The following is an 18,050-nucleotide window of genomic DNA, read 5'->3' as shown; positions in this document are numbered from 1 at the left end:
CTACGCTCCGATGGAAGTTGTTTGCTCGGGAGAAAATATCTCCCGGGCAGTCGCTATAAATTGCCTAACTGCGGGATTTATATTCTTTCGATGATATGCAAGTGCCATTGCATAAAAAAGCGGGGCTCCGAAAGAGTTGTGTAATTCAACATAGGTCACATTATCGAGGTTGACGCGCTTGAGTGCGGCAGGCACGATAGCCATCCCCAGTCCGGCAGATACCAACGGCAATGTCACCAAAGCGTGCGAGGACTCCTGCAATATCTTTGGATGAAAACCCTCACGCTGACAAGACGCCATTATTTCTCCAGCAAAACCAGGGCTATCCGAGTGTGCCAATGCCACGAGGGGTTCATCTCCGAGGTCACTCAGCTTGACATGGCGCCTCTGCGCAACCTTGTGAGCGCTCGGTACAGCGAGCAGGAGTTCTTGGCGCGGCATTTGGACGTACTCAATTTCCGGGTATTTAGATGCGGGCGGCACGACAAAGGCTGCGTCCAGTCCACCTTGCTGCAGGTCACCGAGGATTTGGACTGTACTGCCGCTGCTAAGCGCTATTCGGATAGATGGGAACCGCTGGGTGAAGACCGGCAATATTTGAGGAAGCAGCAGTATCGCCGCGCTTGGAACGGAGCAAAGCCGCAAAGTCCCGATACGCCCCCTATCTGCATCCCGAGTGGTTTGCACGGCGATCTCTGCATTTTCAAGCAGCCGGCAAGCTTCATCTAAGAACACACCTCCGGGTACAGTCAAGCGCACTCCAAGGCGATCCCGCTCGAAGAGCTTCACCCCGAGATCTTCCTCAAGCCGCTTAATGGCGATACTCAATGGGGGCTGCGTCATATTCAACCTTTCCGCGGCCCGTCTGTAGTTTAGCTCCGTAGCGAGCACCACGAACTGCCTTAACTGTCGAAGATCCATGGCATATAAAGAAAATTCCTGGGGAGGCACCAACCAGCTTTGATCGCACGCCCTTGATTGCATTGTCTCATGCGGACGCATAGGCCAACCGCACACAGGTCTGATTCTGTGGCCTCCGTGCGCCTATCCTTCCTGCCGATTTCATTAGCCCCGTCCAGTTAGTGGGGAGATCTGCCCGCTTTGCAAATTCTTCCAGCTCAAACTTGGCGAGACTTTGTCTTTATCTTAAAATGGTCGGTGTGTTCATACCAATTTTTCGATAAGAGCCATACCAATTGTTTAAGCATGCCCAACTTGAATCCGTCAAGGCATGGATCAGCGATCCGGCGCACGGGACGTTGCCGCTGCATGCACGCATCCAGCGGGGCATCCGCCAACTGATCCTCGACGGTGCCCTCGACGTGGGCAGGCCATTGCCTGCATCACGTGCCTTGGCCAAGTCGTTGGAGGTCTCCCGCGATACGGTCGAGTCGGCCTATAGTCAGTTGCACGCCGAGGGATTCATCGAGCGACGTGTGGGCAGCGGCAGCTTCGTGTCGGAGCGGGCACAGCGCTTGCCGGGTCGGGGGAAAGCGCGGCCAAGGGGGATCAAGCCGCGCCGCGCCTCAGTCAGCGTGGGACCGCGATGTTCAAGAGCGGCGGCGTGCGAGACTTCCTGATGCCTCGACCGTTTGCGCCTGGCGTCCCGGAGACGCGCAGCTTTCCGCTCCAGAGCTGGGAGCGATTGGAGAGGCAGGTGTTGAAGGAGTACGGCACCTTGGCGCTGCTACACAGCCCACCCCAGGGCATGGAGCCGTTGCGCCGCGCCATCGCCGATTACGTCAATCTTGAACGCGGAGCACGTGCGACGCCTGAGCGAGTACTGGTGCTGACCTGTTCGCAGCAGGCCCTGACCCTGTGCGCCACTGTGCTGCTCGATGCCGGTGACCAGATATTCATTGAAGATCCCGTGTACCACGGCGCACGCAAGGCGTTCGATGCCGCCGGGCTGCAATGCGTGCCTGTACCGCTTGATGCCGACGGCATGCGAGTGGAATACCTGACCCAGGCTGCGACCGCTCCGGGTGGTCAGCCCAAAGCGGTGTTTCTGACGCCATCGCACCAGTTCCCGACGGGGACAACACTGGCGTTGGACAGGCGACTTGCCGCCATTGAATGGGCGAGGCAGCATCAGAGCTGGATCATCGAGGACGACTACGACAGCGAGTTCCACTACGCAGGCAAGCCTACAGCTTGCGTCCAGGGACTTGATCCGTATGAGCGGACGATCTACATCGGCACCTTCACGAAATCACTGTTTCCCAGCTTGCGCATCGGCTACATGGTGCTGCCGTCTTCGCTTGTGGCGCCCATGACGGTGGCCCGCACCTTGCTGGACGGCCACAATGCAACGATTCCGCAACTCACACTGGCGCGCTTCATGGAGGGCGGCCACTACGGGGCTCATGTCCGCACGATGCGGGCCGTGTATGCCGAACGGCGCGACGTGCTGGCCCGGCTGGTACGCGAGCACCTGGCCGAGTTTGTGGAGCCGCGGATACCTGCGGGGGGCATGCAGATGCCTTGCGTGTTCATTCGAGACATTCCCGAGCACGAGGCCGTGGCGTCGGCACGTCGCGCAGGTATTGATCTGTTGGGATTGATGGCACTTCATGCGTCGGTCCGCCACAAAGCCGGATTCCTCATGGGGTTTGCTGCCTATGCACCGCATGAACTTGAGGTCGCCATCAAGAAATTGGCGAACGTGCTGCGGGCGCTGTCCAACTGAAACTACGAGCACCTAGTGAGAACCGCAAGATTGAAATTCTCGTACAACGGGCTGCTGGCCCACCATTGCAGTTATCCATCACCCAGCTCACGGACACGAACTCACCTCGGAATATGTTACATTGAAATTTGTCATATGACACAATCCAAATAAAAACAAGTCCCTCTCAGAAAGGCCCTACCCAGGCCAAGGTGACGCGGTGAGTTGGAAGGAGTCGCGCAACCTTCATCGATTGGCCCATTCCACTCTGGCGGATGTCCTTCCGAGGTCTGATACAGCACGATGAAAGGCTCTCTCATGGCGATGTTTTCCTCTACCTTCATCTTTGCCAAGAAGGAGTTTGACGACGAGTTCCATGTCCTGGACCAAGCCATCGCGTGCAAAGCGCGCAGCATCGCCGGCTACTTGGGCGAGGAAGCCTGGGAAAACCCTGCCACGGGCATCATCTGCAATGTCTACTACTGGAACAGCCTGGAAGCGCTGCAGGAACTGGTGCGGGATCCGACACACCAACTGGCGAAGGCAAAGCAGGAGAAATGGCTCGACGGCTTTCGCGTCGTGATTTCCGAAGTTCACCACGAGTACGGCCAGAAAGGACTCGGCCTGCTACCTCACGGCGCTACCACGTCGGCGGGCTAGCGGTCGAAACCAGAAAAAGAAAAAGGAGACACCATGCCGAATTTCATCGACGACTCCCCGCCAGGAGAGTGCATTTTCTGTCGCCTCGTGGAAGGTGCGATCCCAGCCGCCAAGGTCTACGAAGACGAGCTGACCTGTGCGTTCATGGACATCGGCCAGGTCAATCCAGGCCATGTCCTCGTCGCGACCAGGCAGCACTGGACGAACATCTTCGATATCCCTTCCGTGCAGGCGCAAGCGGTCATGGCAACGGCCCACCGCATCGCTACCGCAGCCAGGGACGCCTTCGGCTGCCCAGGGCTGATGCTGTTCCAGGCAAATGGCCGCGAAGGCGAGCAGACGGTCTTCCACTTCCACCTGCATGTGGTTCCCCGGCATGCCGACGATGGCGTCGGCTTGATCTGGCCGCGTAAGGAGCCGCCGTTCAGCGAGTTGGAAAAGCACGCGCAGGCATTGAGGAACCGCCTCGGCGGCGGAAGCCTCGAGCAGGAACGCAGTTGAACTACCCTGCACAACGGCTTTCGTAAGCCGCGACCATGAGCCGGCATGGCGATAGAAACACTCGACCGATCTCTGCGCTATTTCCTGCGCATCGCCGAACTCGGCTCGCTATCGAAGGCCGCCGAGGTTCTCGACCAGACGCAATCCGGGCTCAGCAAGCAATTGGCTGGACTGGAATCGAGCCTGGGTCTACCCTTGTTTGTCCGCACGGGTCGAGGCGTCGAATTGACGGACGCCGGCGCGAGGCTTTATGACGTACTGCGGGCGTCATACCGGGAGATCGACCAAGCTGTCGAAGGCGTCCGGCAACGTGGCTTCACCCACGGCACCGTCCACCTGGCGACAGTGCATACGCTGAGCTACTACTTCACCGCGGACGTCGTCGCTCGATTTGTCAGCACACGCCCCAATGCGAATCTCTCGCTCCTGGGAAGAAGTTCACCCGAGGTCGTCGCTCTGGTCGAGAGCGGCAAAGCGGATCTAGGGCTGGTCTATGACGTCGCGGTAGACACGGACCGCGTGATCTCCCACCACTTGTTTGACGATGAGATGTCGCTCATTGTGCCCCGGGACAGCCCATTGGTCGGCCCGCAGGATCTGTCGGAGATGAAACTGCGCCTTGTGGGCTTTCCGCCGCACTATGCGTTGCGCCGCATGCTCCACAGCGCCGGCCTGCAGGCGACCTACGCGACCGAGGCCGAGACGGTCGATGCCATGCTCAAACTGGTGTCATCGGGCGTGGGTGATTGCATCTTGCCTTCGCGGATTCCGAACAAGCTACTGGCGGACAACGGCCTTCGCTACGTTCCCATCGAAGCCCCTCCCCTACGCCGCCGCGCCGTGGCGATCACGCCAGCGGGACCTCTGTCGCCCCTGACGGCGGGTCTGCTGCAGTGCGTCATGCACGTGGCAGGCGGACTGCGACACAACCAAATGGAATAGCTGGTATGAGCCTCGATTCATGGAGATTTTCGACATAGATCAACACACTATGGGGTGATTGTAGGCATGTAAGCCGGCAACAACATCAAAAGGAGACAACACATGAATGCCCCATTGCGAGAGAAAACGTACTTCGACCAGCGAGCGACGCAAGACATGGCCAAGCACCTGCACAAGGCCAAGCGCAGCACGCAGGAGACCATGGCCTATGCCTGCCGGATTCTGGCGATGACCGAGCAGGAGGCCGGCCTGGCCGGTCAGATCAGTGTCCGCTCGGAACGCCCCGGTGCCTACTGGACCCTGCGCTTCGGTCTGGGCTTCGATGAGGCCAAGCCCGGCGACTTCATCGAAGTCGACCGTGACCTCAACACACTGAGCGGCGAAGGCATGGCCAATCCCGCCACGCGCTTCCACCTCTGGGTGTACGAAGCGCGCCCCGATGTGAACTCTATCATCCATACGCATTCGCCCTGGGCGACCACGCTCGCAGCGGCGCGCCAGCCACTGGTGATCGCGCAGATGGACATGACACCACTGCACAACGACTGCGCCTTCCTCGCCGAGTGGCCTGGAGTCCCAATTGCTGACCAGGAAGGAGTGATCATCTCCGGGGCGCTGGGCAACAAGCGCGCCATCATCCTTGCACACCACGGCTACCTGACCGCGGGCGCAAGCTGTGAAGAAGCTACCTACCTGTCGGTCTACCTGGAGCGTGCTGCTCGCCTGCATGTCCGTGCGCAGTCGGCGTTCGGTCCGCTGACGCCGGTCGACGACAAGCTCGCTGCCGAGGCACATGACTACTTGCTCAAGCCCTCGATTGTCAACGCGACCTTCGATTACTGGTCGCGCCAGACGCACGGCATCCCTCCCCTGGCGGTCAAGTGACCAGCTGACTTCCCCAATTTCATTTCACAAAGGAAGTCACGATGACTACGCCTGCACCCCAGGCGGCGCGGTCGCGCCGCCAATACGTTACCGCTGGCCTGGCCAGCATGATGGGAACCACCATCGAGTGGTACGACTTTTTCCTTTACGGCACCGCCGCAGCCCTGGTCTTCAACAAGATCTTCTTCCCGGCGATCGACCCACTGACCGGCACGCTGGCAGCATTCGCGACCTACGCGGTGGGGTTCTTCGCCCGACCGCTGGGCGGGATCGTTTTCGGGCACTTCGGCGACAAGATCGGACGCAAGTCGATGCTGATCGTGACGCTGCTCCTGATGGGCGTTCCTACCATCATCATCGGCCTTATCCCTTCTTACGAGAGCATCGGCTACTGGGCAGCGATCCTGCTTACCCTGATGCGCATTCTGCAGGGCCTAGCCGTGGGTGGTGAATGGGGAGGTGCGATCCTGATGGCGGTCGAACACGCACCCGAAGGCAAGAAGGGCTTCTTCGGCAGCCTTCCCCAGGCAGGTGTCGCTCCGGGTTTGATCCTGTCGTCCTTGGCGATGGGAGCCGTCGCAACGCTGCCCGAAGAGGACATGCTGTCCTGGGGCTGGCGACTGCCCTTCCTGGCGAGCATTCTGCTGCTTGCGGTTGGCTGGTTCATCCGGATCAAAGTGGCAGAGTCGCCGGACTTCGAACACGTGAAGTCCAAGGGGCACGAGGTGAAGGCTCCAGCCCTCGTAGTGCTCCGTCAGTACCCCAAGGAGGCATTGCTGCTGGTGGGGAGCAAACTGGCCGAGACGACCTGGTTCTACACCGTGGTGACCTACTCGCTGTCCTACGCAACGACCCAACTGGGCATCGCCCGCACCGTCATGCTTGATGCCACTGTCTGGGGTGCGCTGGCGGGGCTCTTCACCATACCGCTGTTCGGTATGTTGGGCGACCGATTCAGTTTCAAGTGGGTGTTCATCGCCGGCGGGGTCGGTATCCTTGTCTTCGCGCCCAAATACTTCACCATGCTGCAGACCTTGGATCCTATGACGATCAAATGGGCGGTGGTAATCGCTATCGGCGTGGTCTATGCCGCCATGTGGGGCCCTGAGGGCGGTCTGTTCTCTGCGCAGTTCCCACCGGAGGTGCGCTACACCGGGCTTTCCATGCCGGTCCAGATCGGAGCCGCCATCGGTGCCGGCCTGGCCCCCATCGTCGCCACGTCGCTGCTGGCCTACGGCGACGGAGATCCCAAGTACATCGTGTGGTACCTGAGCGCGCTCGGCATCATCGCCATCATCAGTGCATTGCTGATGCACGGACCGTCCCGCTTCGCGCTGCCCACCGCCTCACGCGAAGCCTCCACGCACGGAGGAGCCCGGCCATGAGTTCGCGCCACATCGACTACTACTTCTGGATGAACTCGGACTGGGCCTATCTCGGCGCCGATCGCTTGGAGGCGCTAGCCGCGCGGCAGGAGGTGCAAATCCGGTACAAGCCCGTTGACCTGCCGAACGTCTACTCACGCACGGGCGGTGTCCTGCTGGGCCAGCGCGCGCCGGAGCGCCAAGCCTACCGCATCGCCGAACTCAAGCGCTGGTGCCGCAGGCTAGGCATCCACATCAACCCGCAGCCGGCCCACATGTGCCCGAACGCCGACCTGGCCTCGCGCATCGTCATCGCGGCCGATCAAGCCGGGCTTCCGGTCGCAGGTCTCTATAAAGCCATCCTGCACGCCGAATGGTGCGAGGACCGGGACATCTCGTCCGAGACCACGCTACGCGAGATCCTGCGCGAGCAGCACCAGGACGCTGATCTGCTGCTGCGGGAAGCCGGCAAGCCGGCCACCGAGCAGCGGTATAGGCGCTACACCGATGAGGCCGGCGTCTTCGGCTCGCCCTCGTACGTCTACCGCGGCGAGCTGTTCTGGGGGCAGGATCGGTTGGACATGCTGGAGGAATGCGTGGCCGCTGCGACGTGATCAAGGCTGCCGATGGCTCCCTGCTGTCGGCATCGTATTCCGATTCGACGCGCTGGGCGGGCTGGGCAACCAGCTCGCCTACCTGAACCTTGGATAGGCAAAGGAGCCCCCGATCAGCAGCTAGGGCCGGTAGAGGCCATCGTTATCTCCAAAGTTGCGATGGTTCGATTATGTCAAGATCGAGTTTCTCCAACTCCTCAACAGCATGTACCAACGCCACTCTGATGTAGCTGCCACCAGATTGGCAGAAAAATCCTGTCGCAGCTGGCTGATGCCGAGATCGGTCTACGCCCATGTCACTACTTCATTCATGCCAGCGGCAGCTCCGTGAAGATCGGTCGTACTCACGGACAGCAAGCTGTTGAGGCGCGCCACGATGTCAGGCGGCGCATGTTGTGCGAAAGGTGTCGTACCCAATTCAGGGATGCGGCCAGGTGCATTCATCATCCGCACCCCGACCTCGACAGGTTGGTGCGGCGCTGAACAAACGGGAAGGTCAGTCCGGGAGCGAGCCTGCGGCCATACGTGATGGGTGATGGGCGTGGCCCCGCGGGCGGGATGATTGAAAAAAGAAGGAGGACGGTTCAAAGCGGATGCTCGTGCAGCCAGAGCAGCACTGTCAAGGCGTTTTCCTCGGGAACGGGGACTGGATAGAAGACGTGCTCGATACGGCCGTCCCGCACGATCAGAGTCAAGCGGCGCAGGACACGGAGTTGTCCCACCTGGAAAGTAGGCAAGCCGAGCGCTGAACTCCACTTCAGGTCTGCATCCGAAAGCAGCGGAAACGGCAGATGCAGCCGAGCCACGGCCTCGCGCTGCTCGGTGCTCGGCTGGATCGACAAGCCGAATACGTGCGAGCCGCTCATCAGATCGACAAAGACATCGCGAAAGGCACAAGACTGCGCGGTGCAACCGCGCGCGCCAGGTGCTTGCTCCCATCCCAGAGGTGACGCTGCGCCGGGGCGGCGAATCATCGGATGGACATAGACCACCGATCGTCCCGCCAAGCGGGCCAGATCCATCAAATGCCCATCGGTTGAAAGTAGTCGCCGATCGGGTGGCAACGGCCTGCCGAGCAGGGCAGCAACAATCTCCGCATCCGTTGCCGAGATTGCGGCTTTGTTAGTGCGAGTTCGTCCCATTCAATCCCCTTCGGACCGGCTTCACCTGCCAGTGAAAAAGAAGGTTTTCGAGGTCACCAGTCTGTGGAGGCGCGGGCTGGAATCGAACCAACTTGAGCGGATTTGCAATCCACTGCATAACCATTCTGCCACCGCGCCATTTTGTCATATGCCAAACATTATATTGGCATATATATAAGAAAACAAGCCCGCGTAGCCTATTGCGGGCCAATACTTTGGTCCAGCGCCTCGCGCAGAGTTCGCGCCAGCGCTGCAATGGCGATATCGATTTGCGCCGGGCCGACTGTGGCGAACGACAGGCGCAGCTCTCGCAGCCCCGTCCCGTCGCTGTAGAACGGCGCACCGGGCACATAGGCGACACCGCGCGCCATCGATTCCGACAGCATCTTTCCTGTGTCAATGCCAACTGGCAGCCGCAGCCAGAGGAACATGCCACCCGCAGGCACGGTGAACTGCACATCCATCCCTTGCATCTCGCGCCGGATCGCGGCCACCATCGCATCGCGCTGCACCCTGTAGCGAGCGCGGATGGCGGGCACATGGCGACCGAGGAAACCGTCCCGAATTACCTCGGCCACCACGCGCTGCGTGAAGATTGGCGTGTGCAGATCCACCGCCTGCTTAGCCTGCAGCAACTTGGGATACAGCGTTCTGGGCGCCACCAGGAAGCCCAGCCGCAGACCCGGCGCCAGCACCTTGGAGAAGGAACCAAAATAGAGCACGCCCTCCGGATTGCGAGAGGCCAGCGGTGCGGGCGGGGGCTGGTCGAACCACAGTTCGCCATAAGGGTTGTCCTCCAGCAACGGCAGGCCGGTCCGCGCCGCGGTGGCTATGACGGCCGTGCGCCGCGCCTCCCCCATGCTGCGGCCAGTGGGGTTCTGGAAGTTCGGCACCAGGTAGGCGAAGCGCGCCTTGTTCTCCAGCATGCCGTCGCCCAGGGCCTTGTCAGCCATATCGTCGGGCAGCGCGCCCTCGCCGTCGCTGGCCACGCCTACGGGCTGCGGTTCCATCGGGCCGAAGGCCTGCAGCGCACCCATGTAAGTTGGCATCTCCACCAGCATGCGGCTGCCGGGATCGAGCAGTACCTTGGCGGCCAGATCCAACCCCTGCTGTGAGCCCGTCGTGATGAGCACCTGGTTCGGGGCCACGTTCCAGGGAAGCATGGCGGCCACGGCCTCGCGTAGCGGGCCGTAGCCCTCGCTAGCGGCGTATTGCAGTGCGGCCGCGCCATCATTCCGCAACACCCGCTCGCAGGCGGCGGAGAAGGCATCGATGGGGAAAGTCTCGGGTGCAGGCAATCCACCAGCCAGGCTGATGATGCCGGGTCCGCCCACCTTGAGCATTTCGCGCAGCACCGAGGATTGCATGACATTTGCTCGACGAGAAAGCGTCCAAGGGCATGCAAGTGTTTCGTCGGGTTTCATCAGCATGCCGTTTTTTTCGAGAGATGACAGTTTCATGGATTTGGTCGAGATCAACGGGTGCGCGATTTGACTTTTTAGTCAGGGGCAGACGTCGATACGGCTGACCGGCCCGCACGCCGGCGAACGCACACGGACAGCGACACGGACGGATGGGCCGGTGCGGAATCGGCGAGAACCGAGCCGCAACTCGCTAGGATCAGCCGGAAACCTGGGCAATCGCCTGGCAGACGTGGTCGATGTTCTTGCTATTGAGCGCAGCCACGCAAATGCGGCCCGTGTCGGTGCCGTAGACGCCGAACTCGCTACGCAGGCGCACCATCTGCTCCCTGGTCAGGCCTGAGTAGCTGAACATGCCGATCTGCTCGGTTATGAAGCTCATGTCCTGCTTCACACCGGCGGCCGCGAGGCCTTCGACCAGCTTCTGACGCATCGCCTTGATGCGAGCACGCATTTCACCCAATTCCTGCTTCCACAGAGCACGCAGCTCGGGGTTGCCCAGCACCGCCGCGACCACGGTGCTACCGTGGATTGGCGGATTGCTGTAGTTGGTGCGCACCATGATCTTCAGCTGCGACAGCACGCGCGCTGCCTCGTCCCCGTCCTGGCACAGCGCGGACAGAGCGCCCACCCGCTCGCCGTACAGGCTGAAACTCTTGGAAAACGATGTGGCGACGAAGAAGGTCAGGCCAGCGGCGGCGAACTTGCCGACGGCTGCGCCGTCCTCCCGGATGCCATTGCCGAAGCCCTGGTAGGCCATGTCGAGGAAAGGGGTCAGGCCGCGCGCCTTGACGGCTGCCACCACCTGATCCCACTGCGCGGGCGTGATGTCGTAGCCGGTCGGGTTGTGGCAGCAGGCGTGCAGCACGACGATGGTACCGGTGGGGGCGGCATTCAGCGCGGCCAGCATGCCCTCGAAGTTCACACCACGCGCGGCGGCGTCGTAGTAAGGGTAGGCCTCGACCGTGAAACCCGCCTGACTGAACAGGGCACGATGGTTTTCCCAGCTCGGGGCGCTGATCAGCACCTTGGCGCCCGGTGAGAGCTTCTTGAGGAAGTCGGCGCCGATCTTCAGGCCACCGGTGCCGCCCAAGGCCTGCACCGTGGCCACACGACCGGACTTCACCGGCTCGCTATTGACGCCGAAGACCAGCGCCTTCACGGCGGCGGCGTAGGCCGCCAAGCCGTCGATCGGCAGGTAGCCGCGGGCGCTGGACGCCTTCATCATGTCGACCTCGGCCTTCTTCACACACGCCAGAAGCGGCACCTTGCCATTGTCGTCGCAATACACACCCACGCCCAAGTTGACCTTGTCAGGGTGGGTGTCGATGGCGAATTGTTCGTTCAGGCCCAGGATCGGGTCGCGCGGCGCCATTTCGACGGCGTCGAAGAGTGACATGGCGAATACATCCTTGAAAAAGACAAGTTCCCCAAGCCAACCTTCCCTGCCGGCCAACAGAAGAGAGGAATCTTCGGAATCACGGATAAGGAGCCGCGTGCTGTATTCGAACCGACCTGAGCGGATTTGCGATCCGCCGCATAGCCATTTTGCCACAGCGCGAATTTTGACCTAGGACAAATATTCTATTGACATAAATCCTTGAACGCAAGTCCCTGGTACACGATCGCCCCCTGCTCAATGATGTAGTGACGGTCGGCGAGCTGGGTGCAGACCTCGAGGTTCTGCTCCACCAGCAGGACCGCCACGGCAGCACGGCGGATATCCTTGAGCTGGGCGACGATCTTCTCGACGATGACTGGCGCCTGACCGCCTCGGCGCAAGCGAGGGCCGCGCGAGCGACCTCGACCGGCGAGACCTCGGGCGACCGGAAGAGCGCGACCAACTCGGCACGCCCAGCCCGCACAGTGGGTCGGAATCGGAAAGCGGAGACTGCCCGGGAGCTGACCTCGTCGGGGCTCCCTTACGCCAGATCGAAGTATTCGTTTTCCAGCCGTTTGCCCTCTTCCCAAACGTGGAAGCAGGCATCCCACAGAACCAGCTTGCCATCCTGGTACTGGAGGAACTCGATGCCCCGCCCCTCCATCTTCTTCCTGGTCTGCGAATCGACCCAGTGGCCGGTCCAGCTCCGGGTCACCTTCTGACCATCGATGGCGAGCAGTTCCTTCTTCAGTGTGTAGTTGAGCTGCCGCTCAAGCCGCTTCTGGAGCCAGCGTCGGGCGGCTTCCTTTCCACGGAACTCGGGCAGCGACGCGAACCGGATGATCACATCGTCGTGGTACTTCGAAACCAGTCCCTCGACGTCGCCGGCCTGGAATCTTTCCTCGGACAATTTCAGCGCCGCCTCCGCCGCATCCCATGTGATGGGTTCTTCCGTCTTCTGGACAGTTGCAAATTGATCGGCCATTTCCGCTTCCTTTCGATGTTTATCAGACACACTCGGCATCTCCGCACACGGGTGGCGCGCACTCGCTGCGGAGGACAAGACATGAGGCCCTTCAATCCAAACGAATGCCCGTTCGGTCCACAAGTTCGCGCCACTTCGTGATCTCGCTCGCCTGGAAAGCGCCCAGTTCCTCGGGGCTCCAGCCACCGCCGGCGTACTCGACAAAATCCTTGGCGCGAATGTAGTCGGCGTGCCCTTGGAGTGCATTGATCTCGGCGTTCAATCGCTTGACGATCTCGCTGGGCATTCCCTTCGGCGCGAACACCGCGAACCAAGGATCGACCTCCAGTTGCGTGATGCCGAGTTCCGAAAGCGTCGGAACGGTCGCGTTGAACTTCCCTCGCGTTTTGGACGTCACGGCGAGAGGTATCAGCTTCTTGCTGCTGACCAAGGCTCTGGACGTGCCCGTGTTCTCCACGGAGAGCGGAATCTGGCCGCCGACCAGGTCGTTCAGCATGGTTCCGGCATTCGAGTAGAGGACGGTCTGGGCCTTGATACCAGCTGCGGATGTGATGAGTTCGATCCAGACCCTGGCGGTGGTATTGGCCGCTCCGAAGTTGATCTTCTCGGGATTCGACTTCGCAAGCGCCACCAGCTCCTCCATGCTGCGAATCCCGGAGGCCGGCGTGGCCAGCACCACCATCGCGCCAGTCCCGAGGAACGCCACCGGCGTCAGGTCCGCCTGTGGATCGAATCCAAGGTGGCGATAGAGACTCTTATTGGCGGCGAAGCTGGAGTTGGCACCGATCACCAGGGTGTACCCGTCCGGCTTGGCGCGGGCGACGGCAGCGGTGCCGATGTTGGTCCCCGCACCAGGGCGGTTCTCGACGATGACAGGCTGGCCCAGGCTCTTGCCCAGGTTGTTCGCGAGCGCTCGCGCCAGCCCGTCGATGCCTGTGCCTGCGGAATACGGAACCACGAGGGTGATGGGGCGCGACGGCCAGTCCTGCGCCACCGCGAAAGTCGGAAACATGAGCCAGGTGCAGAGGCAACACACCAGGGATTTGAAGAGCAGTTTCATCGGGGATCTCCAGTAAACCGAACATGGAAATGGGCCAGTGCAGGCGGGCACGGGCATGACTCTCCCTGGCGACGATCGAGGTGCCATGGAGGAAACCATCCGTCGTGCCGCACTGCGGTGCGGCCGAGCGGGCGAGGCGGGGCTACGGGAGGTTGGGAGGCCTGGGGCTGGAGACCAGCTCCCACTTGGCCAGCTTCTTGCCGCGGAAGGTCAGGATTTCAAAGGCCCGCGTCCGCCGGGGTTGCCCCTGGGACGCCTCACCGGCCCATTGAATGTCCAGTTCGGTCAGGACCACATTGCCCTGCACGAGACGGACCGTCTTCTGGAGGTGGTAGCAGGTGAACGACTCCAGTCGCTTGCGGAGTACGGGTTCAAAGGCCTTCTTGCCGTGCATGACCGGGAGATCGCCGTAGTGGATCTCGGCGTCGTCCTCGAGCCCGTCGAGTATGGCTTCGACGTTCCGGTCGTTGTACAGGGCTGCGCGGCTGTCGAAATGGGCTTGCGCCTCTTCGACAGTCAGGAATGGCGGGGCTCCCGCCGAATGCGTTATGGTCATGTTTGTCTCCTTTTATGTTCTCGTGGCGTTGATCGCCCCGGATCTGTGCTCTGGGCGCTTTACGCGCCTCGGTTATTCCTTAGATGGTGGCAAGCACCCCCTTGTATTCCTTGATCGGCGCGGCGATGTCCCGTATCGCGCCGAGCGCGCTCACGCCGCGCAGCACGCCGTCGGCATCCGAGGAAAGGAACAGCCGCGAACGGCCGATCCCCTGCACTTCGGTGCGGCAACCCAGGGCGGGCAGCCCGGCAACCTGCAGCGCGAAATCGAACTGATTGCTCCAGAACCAGGGAACCTCGTCAAACGCGCGGTTCTCGCCAAGCAGGTTGCGGGCCACCGTATCGGCCTGGTCCTCGGCGTTGCGCCAGTTCTCCAGCCGGACCGGCTGCCCGTAGCGCTCGCTGTCATAGAGGCAGACGTCGCCGCACGCGAAGATCCGTTCGTCCTCGGTCTGGAGATAGCGGTTGGTGCGTATGCCGTTGGGCGCACCGAGACCGGCCGCGGCCGCGAGATCGCTGTTGGGCCGCACGCCGACGCCGTACACGACCGCATCGCAGGCCAGTATCTCGCCTGTGGTCAGCCGCACCGCCTCCACGGCGTCGTGGCCGTCGAAGCCCACCACTTGCACACCAAACCGCACGTCGATGCCGCGCCGCCTGTGCTCGGCCACGACGGCTTCCGACACGGCAGCCGGAAGGCTCCTGCCCATGGCCTGCGGTGCCAGCTCCAGCACCTGCACGCTGCAGCCGCGCTCGAACGCGGCCGCGGCCACCTCGAGACCGATGACACCGGCGCCGATGACCACCAGGCGGCGCCCCTCTTGGAGCGCCCCGGCGATGGCGTTCGCATGGTCCGGCGCACGCAACGGCCAGATGTTGGCAAGGTCTGCCCCCGGCAGGGTGAGCGGATTGGGCGTGGAGCCTGTGGCCAGCAGAAGCCGGTGGTACGCGAGATCGCTGCCGTCGGTCAGTTCCAGTCGGCCCCGCTCCCGGTCGATCCGAACGACCGGGCTACCGAGCATCAGGTCCACCTCCTTCTCCGCATACCAGGAGCGGGGGTAGAAAGCGCACTGCTCGCTCGTCTTCTTCCCCAGGAGAACCGCCTTGGACAGCGGCGGTCGGTCATACGGCAGATGTGGTTCCGCACCGATCAGGCGGATGCCGCCGGTCCAGCCGTGCTTGCGCAGCGCGGCCGCGGCCTTGGCGCCGCTGTGGCCTGCACCGACGATGGTGATCGGGGCTTGGAGAGCACTCATCTTTCGTTCCTCGGCGCGGCGGTTCTGGACTACTGCCCGGCCTTGACGGCGGCGGCGGCCACCATGGCGTCGCCGATCAGGTGTTCGTCCTTCGCCTTCAACGCTTCTCCGGCGCTTTGGATATCGCGGACTTCCTTGTTCTGGCTCAGTTTGGCCTTGCCGACCCAGCGCGTGACTTCGATCTCGATACCGACGATGGCCTTGAGCATCATGTCGATGTAGTCCTTAGGACCGTCCGTCATCTTCCACGGTACCGGCTGGCTCGCCTCGTGGGTTCGGGTAAGGCGCGCGACCATGCCACGAACGTAGCGCTCGTCGTCGCGGATGGTCGCTCTCCCGTAGGCATGCACCACGATGTAGTTCCAGCTCGGCACCTGCTTGTGGAACTCGTGCTTACTGGGAAACCACTGCGGCGAGATGTAGGCATCCGCAGCGCGGAAGACCACAAGCACTTCGTCTCCGCTGGCGATGTCTTGCCACACAGGGTTGTTGCGCGCCACGTGAGAATGGAGCACGCCCTGGGCACCCTCCTTCGGATTCAGCTCGAATGGAAGGTGGTTGGCATCCAGACCGCTCTCGCCATGGGTGAAAAGAATGCCGAGCGAATGCTTGGCAATGATGTCATGCAGCACTTCGGGCCGCGATTCGTCGAAATGGGGAGGAACGTACATATCGGTGCTCTAGTAGGGAATCAGAAGGTTCTTGCGCCGGATCTGGCTCAAACGGCTAGATCTCGACCAGCTCGAAATCGCTTTTGCCAGCACCGCATTCAGGACAGACCCAGTCGTCGGGCACATCTGCCCAGCGGGTTCCCGGCGCGATGCCTTCGTCGGGCAGTCCTTCCTGTTCGTGGTACACGAAACCGCACAGCACACAGAGCCAGCTCTTAAATACAGCGGTACTTGTTGTCTCCTCAGGGTCAGCCATGGGGTCCTTGCTGTTTGTTGTTGGGCAGGCGGTTGAGCAGGCCTGCGATTGCCGTTAGTATCACTTGGACTGGATTACATAACTGGTCCAGTTTCCGTCTATTTTTCAGGACCAGAAAAAATGGCAAGGACCGCCAAGTCCCCTCATATACCGTCGATCGGCGAGTTGGATCGCAACGCCGGCCCTCTGGGTCGCCAACTGGCACAAAAGCTGCGCGAAGCCGTTAGAGGCGGGGATATCAAACCCGGCGAATTGCTACCCTCGACACGGGCTCTCGCTAAATCCTTAGGTGTTGCACGCGGTACGGTTGTTGAAGCGTTCGAACAGCTGCAAGCGGAAGGCTTCCTTGACTCCCGCCCGGGCGCCAGTACCCGAGTCGCACTATCCCTGGCCGGTACGCAGCGCACGCCATCTGGACCACGCAAAGGATCTATGCGGGGCAAGCAGCCGCCGCTACCGTCTCCAGCCAGCGCCTTTGCTCAGGTTGCCCGGCAGTTCATGCCGTTGCCGCCCGTGCCATTCGCCATTTCAGTGCCCGTGGGTCCGGCAGCACCTGGTCTTGTGTGGCGTCGCCTTGGCAATCGCATTCGCTCACATGGGAAAGGCGCCCCAGACGGATACGGCGATCCCCAGGGCGTCCTCCCCTTACGCAAGGCGATCGCCGACTACGTCCGGCGATCACGCTCGGTTCACTGCGAGCCTGAACAAATCATCGTGACAACGGGCACACAGCAGGGCCTGTATCTTGCCTGCCTGGTACTGCTCGGAAGCGAGGATACGGCCTGGGTGGAGGATCCAGCCTATCGAGGGATCACAGCGATCCTGGAAACCCTGGAGCCCAAGGGCCGCATGGTTCGCGTTCCGGTAGATGCCGAAGGCATGGACATCGAAGCTGGCTTGCGACTACAGCCCGACGCGCGGGCCGCCTTCGTTACCCCATCGCATCAGTATCCGCTGGGCATGCCTATGAGCATGGCCCGGCGCAATGCGTTGCTGCATTGGGCGCGTTCCAACGCAGCTTGGGTCGTGGAGGACGACTACGACAGCGAGTTGCGATACGCCGGGCACCCCTTCCCGTCGCTGCAGGGCCTTGATCCGGATCGCGTCATCTACCTCGGAACCTTCAGCAAGATCCTCTTCCCCTCGTTGCGGCTGGGCTACGCCATCGTCCCACCGCGCCTCGTCGATGCATTCTGCGGTGCACGCGCCCTGCTGGATCGGCACCCGCCAAGCGCGGACCAGCATGTGCTTTCGGCCTTCATCGGAGAGGGTCATCTGGACCGGCACATCCGACGCATCCGTGGCGTCTACGCGGAATGTCGCACCCAGCTCTCGCAGATCCTAGAAGATGTGCTTCCCAGTGACTTAGCATGGCTGCAACCCAGCGACCAAGGCATGCACTCGGTGCTCTGGCTGGCCCCGCATATCGACGACGAAGCCGTCGCCATCGAAGCAGCCCGCGCTGGCGTGGCGGTTCGCCCGCTGTCGCCCATGTGTGCGCAAAACAACCGGCGCTCTGGCCTGGTGCTGGGCCTGGGAGCATTCCCAACGGAGCAAATCATGAGCGCCGCGAAGCGGCTCGCAGCCATCATTGCTGCAGCGTCTTCCCCACCAACGCCGCAGGCCCGCAAGCGAGCTGGCTTAGCGATGAGAATCCGCGGGCCATCAACTCTCCTCTAAGCCTGCAAC

General features: G+C 61.8%; 17 protein-coding genes, 1 tRNA gene and 2 pseudogenes. 8 read left to right on the top strand and 12 right to left on the bottom strand.

Features of this window, described 5'->3' with window-relative positions:
- Positions 1-921, bottom strand: a complete 921-nt coding sequence (locus tag AAG689_RS06555; protein WP_406625240.1) for a LysR substrate-binding domain-containing protein — start codon at positions 919-921, stop codon at positions 1-3.
- Between the two features lie 275 nt (positions 922-1,196).
- On the opposite strand from AAG689_RS06555, the pseudogene AAG689_RS06550 reads away from it, so the two are divergent.
- The 7 genes and pseudogenes from AAG689_RS06550 (at position 1,197) to AAG689_RS06520 (ending at position 7,634) form a co-directional block, all read left to right on the top strand.
- A pseudogene (locus AAG689_RS06550) lies at positions 1,197-2,689 on the top strand (PLP-dependent aminotransferase family protein).
- Positions 2,690-2,992: 303 nt separating this feature from the next.
- The gene (locus AAG689_RS06545; protein ID WP_406626302.1) at positions 2,993-3,328 is read left to right on the top strand and encodes an antibiotic biosynthesis monooxygenase family protein; all 336 of its coding nucleotides are present in this window, start codon (positions 2,993-2,995) and stop codon (positions 3,326-3,328) included.
- 33 nt (positions 3,329-3,361) lie between these two features.
- Positions 3,362-3,829, top strand: a complete 468-nt coding sequence (locus AAG689_RS06540; RefSeq protein ID WP_406625239.1) for an HIT family protein — start codon at positions 3,362-3,364, stop codon at positions 3,827-3,829.
- A 51-nt stretch (positions 3,830-3,880) separates the two neighbouring features.
- Positions 3,881-4,771: a LysR family transcriptional regulator gene (locus AAG689_RS06535; RefSeq protein ID WP_406626301.1), complete on the top strand. Its 891-nt coding sequence runs from the start codon at positions 3,881-3,883 to the stop codon at positions 4,769-4,771.
- 102 nt (positions 4,772-4,873) lie between these two features.
- Positions 4,874-5,656, top strand: a complete 783-nt coding sequence (locus AAG689_RS06530) for an aldolase (RefSeq protein ID WP_406625238.1) — start codon at positions 4,874-4,876, stop codon at positions 5,654-5,656.
- A 41-nt stretch (positions 5,657-5,697) separates the two neighbouring features.
- Complete coding sequence (locus AAG689_RS06525; protein WP_406625237.1) at positions 5,698-7,041, top strand: MFS transporter; 1,344 nt, start codon at positions 5,698-5,700, stop codon at positions 7,039-7,041.
- Positions 7,038-7,634: a 2-hydroxychromene-2-carboxylate isomerase gene (locus AAG689_RS06520; protein ID WP_406625236.1), complete on the top strand. Its 597-nt coding sequence runs from the start codon at positions 7,038-7,040 to the stop codon at positions 7,632-7,634. The genes AAG689_RS06525 and AAG689_RS06520 overlap by 4 nt, the downstream gene beginning before the upstream one ends.
- A 584-nt stretch (positions 7,635-8,218) precedes the next feature.
- Here AAG689_RS06520 and AAG689_RS06515 read toward each other — a convergent pair.
- From AAG689_RS06515 to AAG689_RS06465, 11 genes and pseudogenes are all read right to left on the bottom strand, one after another.
- Positions 8,219-8,776: a peroxiredoxin gene (locus AAG689_RS06515; protein ID WP_406625235.1), complete on the bottom strand. Its 558-nt coding sequence runs from the start codon at positions 8,774-8,776 to the stop codon at positions 8,219-8,221.
- A 64-nt stretch (positions 8,777-8,840) separates the two neighbouring features.
- A tRNA-Cys gene (locus AAG689_RS06510) sits at positions 8,841-8,914 on the bottom strand.
- Positions 8,915-8,973: 59 nt separating this feature from the next.
- The gene (locus tag AAG689_RS06505; RefSeq protein WP_406626300.1) at positions 8,974-10,200 is read right to left on the bottom strand and encodes a PLP-dependent aminotransferase family protein; all 1,227 of its coding nucleotides are present in this window, start codon (positions 10,198-10,200) and stop codon (positions 8,974-8,976) included.
- A gap of 196 nt (positions 10,201-10,396) precedes the next feature.
- Positions 10,397-11,596, bottom strand: a complete 1,200-nt coding sequence (locus AAG689_RS06500; protein WP_406625234.1) for an amino acid aminotransferase — start codon at positions 11,594-11,596, stop codon at positions 10,397-10,399.
- 185 nt (positions 11,597-11,781) lie between these two features.
- Positions 11,782-11,967 (bottom strand): annotated as a pseudogene (locus AAG689_RS06495) (hypothetical protein); the annotation flags it as partial.
- A gap of 152 nt (positions 11,968-12,119) precedes the next feature.
- Positions 12,120-12,563, bottom strand: coding sequence for a nuclear transport factor 2 family protein (locus tag AAG689_RS06490; protein WP_406625233.1), 444 nt, complete (start codon positions 12,561-12,563; stop codon positions 12,120-12,122).
- A gap of 91 nt (positions 12,564-12,654) precedes the next feature.
- Positions 12,655-13,623 (bottom strand): Bug family tripartite tricarboxylate transporter substrate binding protein, encoded by a 969-nt coding sequence (locus AAG689_RS06485; RefSeq protein WP_406625232.1) that lies wholly within the window; start codon positions 13,621-13,623, stop codon positions 12,655-12,657.
- A gap of 142 nt (positions 13,624-13,765) precedes the next feature.
- Positions 13,766-14,179 (bottom strand): nuclear transport factor 2 family protein, encoded by a 414-nt coding sequence (locus tag AAG689_RS06480; RefSeq protein WP_406625231.1) that lies wholly within the window; start codon positions 14,177-14,179, stop codon positions 13,766-13,768.
- A 79-nt stretch (positions 14,180-14,258) separates the two neighbouring features.
- The gene (locus tag AAG689_RS06475; RefSeq protein WP_406625230.1) at positions 14,259-15,434 is read right to left on the bottom strand and encodes an NAD(P)/FAD-dependent oxidoreductase; all 1,176 of its coding nucleotides are present in this window, start codon (positions 15,432-15,434) and stop codon (positions 14,259-14,261) included.
- 29 nt (positions 15,435-15,463) lie between these two features.
- Positions 15,464-16,105 (bottom strand): FMN-binding negative transcriptional regulator, encoded by a 642-nt coding sequence (locus tag AAG689_RS06470; protein ID WP_406625229.1) that lies wholly within the window; start codon positions 16,103-16,105, stop codon positions 15,464-15,466.
- Positions 16,106-16,160: 55 nt separating this feature from the next.
- Positions 16,161-16,361, bottom strand: a complete 201-nt coding sequence (locus tag AAG689_RS06465) for a rubredoxin (protein ID WP_406625228.1) — start codon at positions 16,359-16,361, stop codon at positions 16,161-16,163.
- Positions 16,362-16,481: 120 nt separating this feature from the next.
- On the opposite strand from AAG689_RS06465, the gene AAG689_RS06460 reads away from it, so the two are divergent.
- Positions 16,482-18,041 carry a PLP-dependent aminotransferase family protein gene (locus AAG689_RS06460; protein ID WP_406625227.1) on the top strand — a complete coding sequence of 520 codons (1,560 nt, stop codon included), beginning with the start codon at positions 16,482-16,484 and terminating at the stop codon, positions 18,039-18,041.
- Positions 18,042-18,050: the final 9 nt, after the last annotated feature.

The sequence above is a fragment of the Acidovorax sp. SDU_ACID1 genome (genome assembly GCF_045291395.1).
GTDB lineage: Bacteria > Pseudomonadota > Gammaproteobacteria > Burkholderiales > Burkholderiaceae_C > MR-S7.
Note: the sequence above shows the minus strand (reverse complement) of the source record. Positions and strands in the feature narration are given on the sequence as shown.

Excerpts from the sequence above, each read along its gene's own strand:
- AAG689_RS06470 (WP_406625229.1), bottom strand. The coding sequence starts at position 16,105 with ATGTACGTTCCTCCCCATTTCGACGAATCGCGGCCCGAAGTGCTGCAT.
- AAG689_RS06545 (WP_406626302.1), top strand. The coding sequence starts at position 2,993 with ATGTTTTCCTCTACCTTCATCTTTGCCAAGAAGGAGTTTGACGACGAG.
- AAG689_RS06485 (WP_406625232.1), bottom strand. The coding sequence starts at position 13,623 with ATGAAACTGCTCTTCAAATCCCTGGTGTGTTGCCTCTGCACCTGGCTC.
- AAG689_RS06460 (WP_406625227.1), top strand. The coding sequence starts at position 16,482 with ATGGCAAGGACCGCCAAGTCCCCTCATATACCGTCGATCGGCGAGTTG.
- AAG689_RS06520 (WP_406625236.1), top strand. The coding sequence starts at position 7,038 with ATGAGTTCGCGCCACATCGACTACTACTTCTGGATGAACTCGGACTGG.
- AAG689_RS06490 (WP_406625233.1), bottom strand. The coding sequence starts at position 12,563 with ATGGCCGATCAATTTGCAACTGTCCAGAAGACGGAAGAACCCATCACA.
- AAG689_RS06475 (WP_406625230.1), bottom strand. The coding sequence starts at position 15,434 with ATGAGTGCTCTCCAAGCCCCGATCACCATCGTCGGTGCAGGCCACAGC.
- AAG689_RS06500 (WP_406625234.1), bottom strand. The coding sequence starts at position 11,596 with ATGTCACTCTTCGACGCCGTCGAAATGGCGCCGCGCGACCCGATCCTG.
- AAG689_RS06540 (WP_406625239.1), top strand. The coding sequence starts at position 3,362 with ATGCCGAATTTCATCGACGACTCCCCGCCAGGAGAGTGCATTTTCTGT.
- AAG689_RS06505 (WP_406626300.1), bottom strand. The coding sequence starts at position 10,200 with ATGAAACCCGACGAAACACTTGCATGCCCTTGGACGCTTTCTCGTCGA.
- AAG689_RS06515 (WP_406625235.1), bottom strand. The coding sequence starts at position 8,776 with ATGGGACGAACTCGCACTAACAAAGCCGCAATCTCGGCAACGGATGCG.
- AAG689_RS06530 (WP_406625238.1), top strand. The coding sequence starts at position 4,874 with ATGAATGCCCCATTGCGAGAGAAAACGTACTTCGACCAGCGAGCGACG.
- AAG689_RS06525 (WP_406625237.1), top strand. The coding sequence starts at position 5,698 with ATGACTACGCCTGCACCCCAGGCGGCGCGGTCGCGCCGCCAATACGTT.
- AAG689_RS06555 (WP_406625240.1), bottom strand. The coding sequence starts at position 921 with ATGGATCTTCGACAGTTAAGGCAGTTCGTGGTGCTCGCTACGGAGCTA.
- AAG689_RS06480 (WP_406625231.1), bottom strand. The coding sequence starts at position 14,179 with ATGACCATAACGCATTCGGCGGGAGCCCCGCCATTCCTGACTGTCGAA.
- AAG689_RS06465 (WP_406625228.1), bottom strand. The coding sequence starts at position 16,361 with ATGGCTGACCCTGAGGAGACAACAAGTACCGCTGTATTTAAGAGCTGG.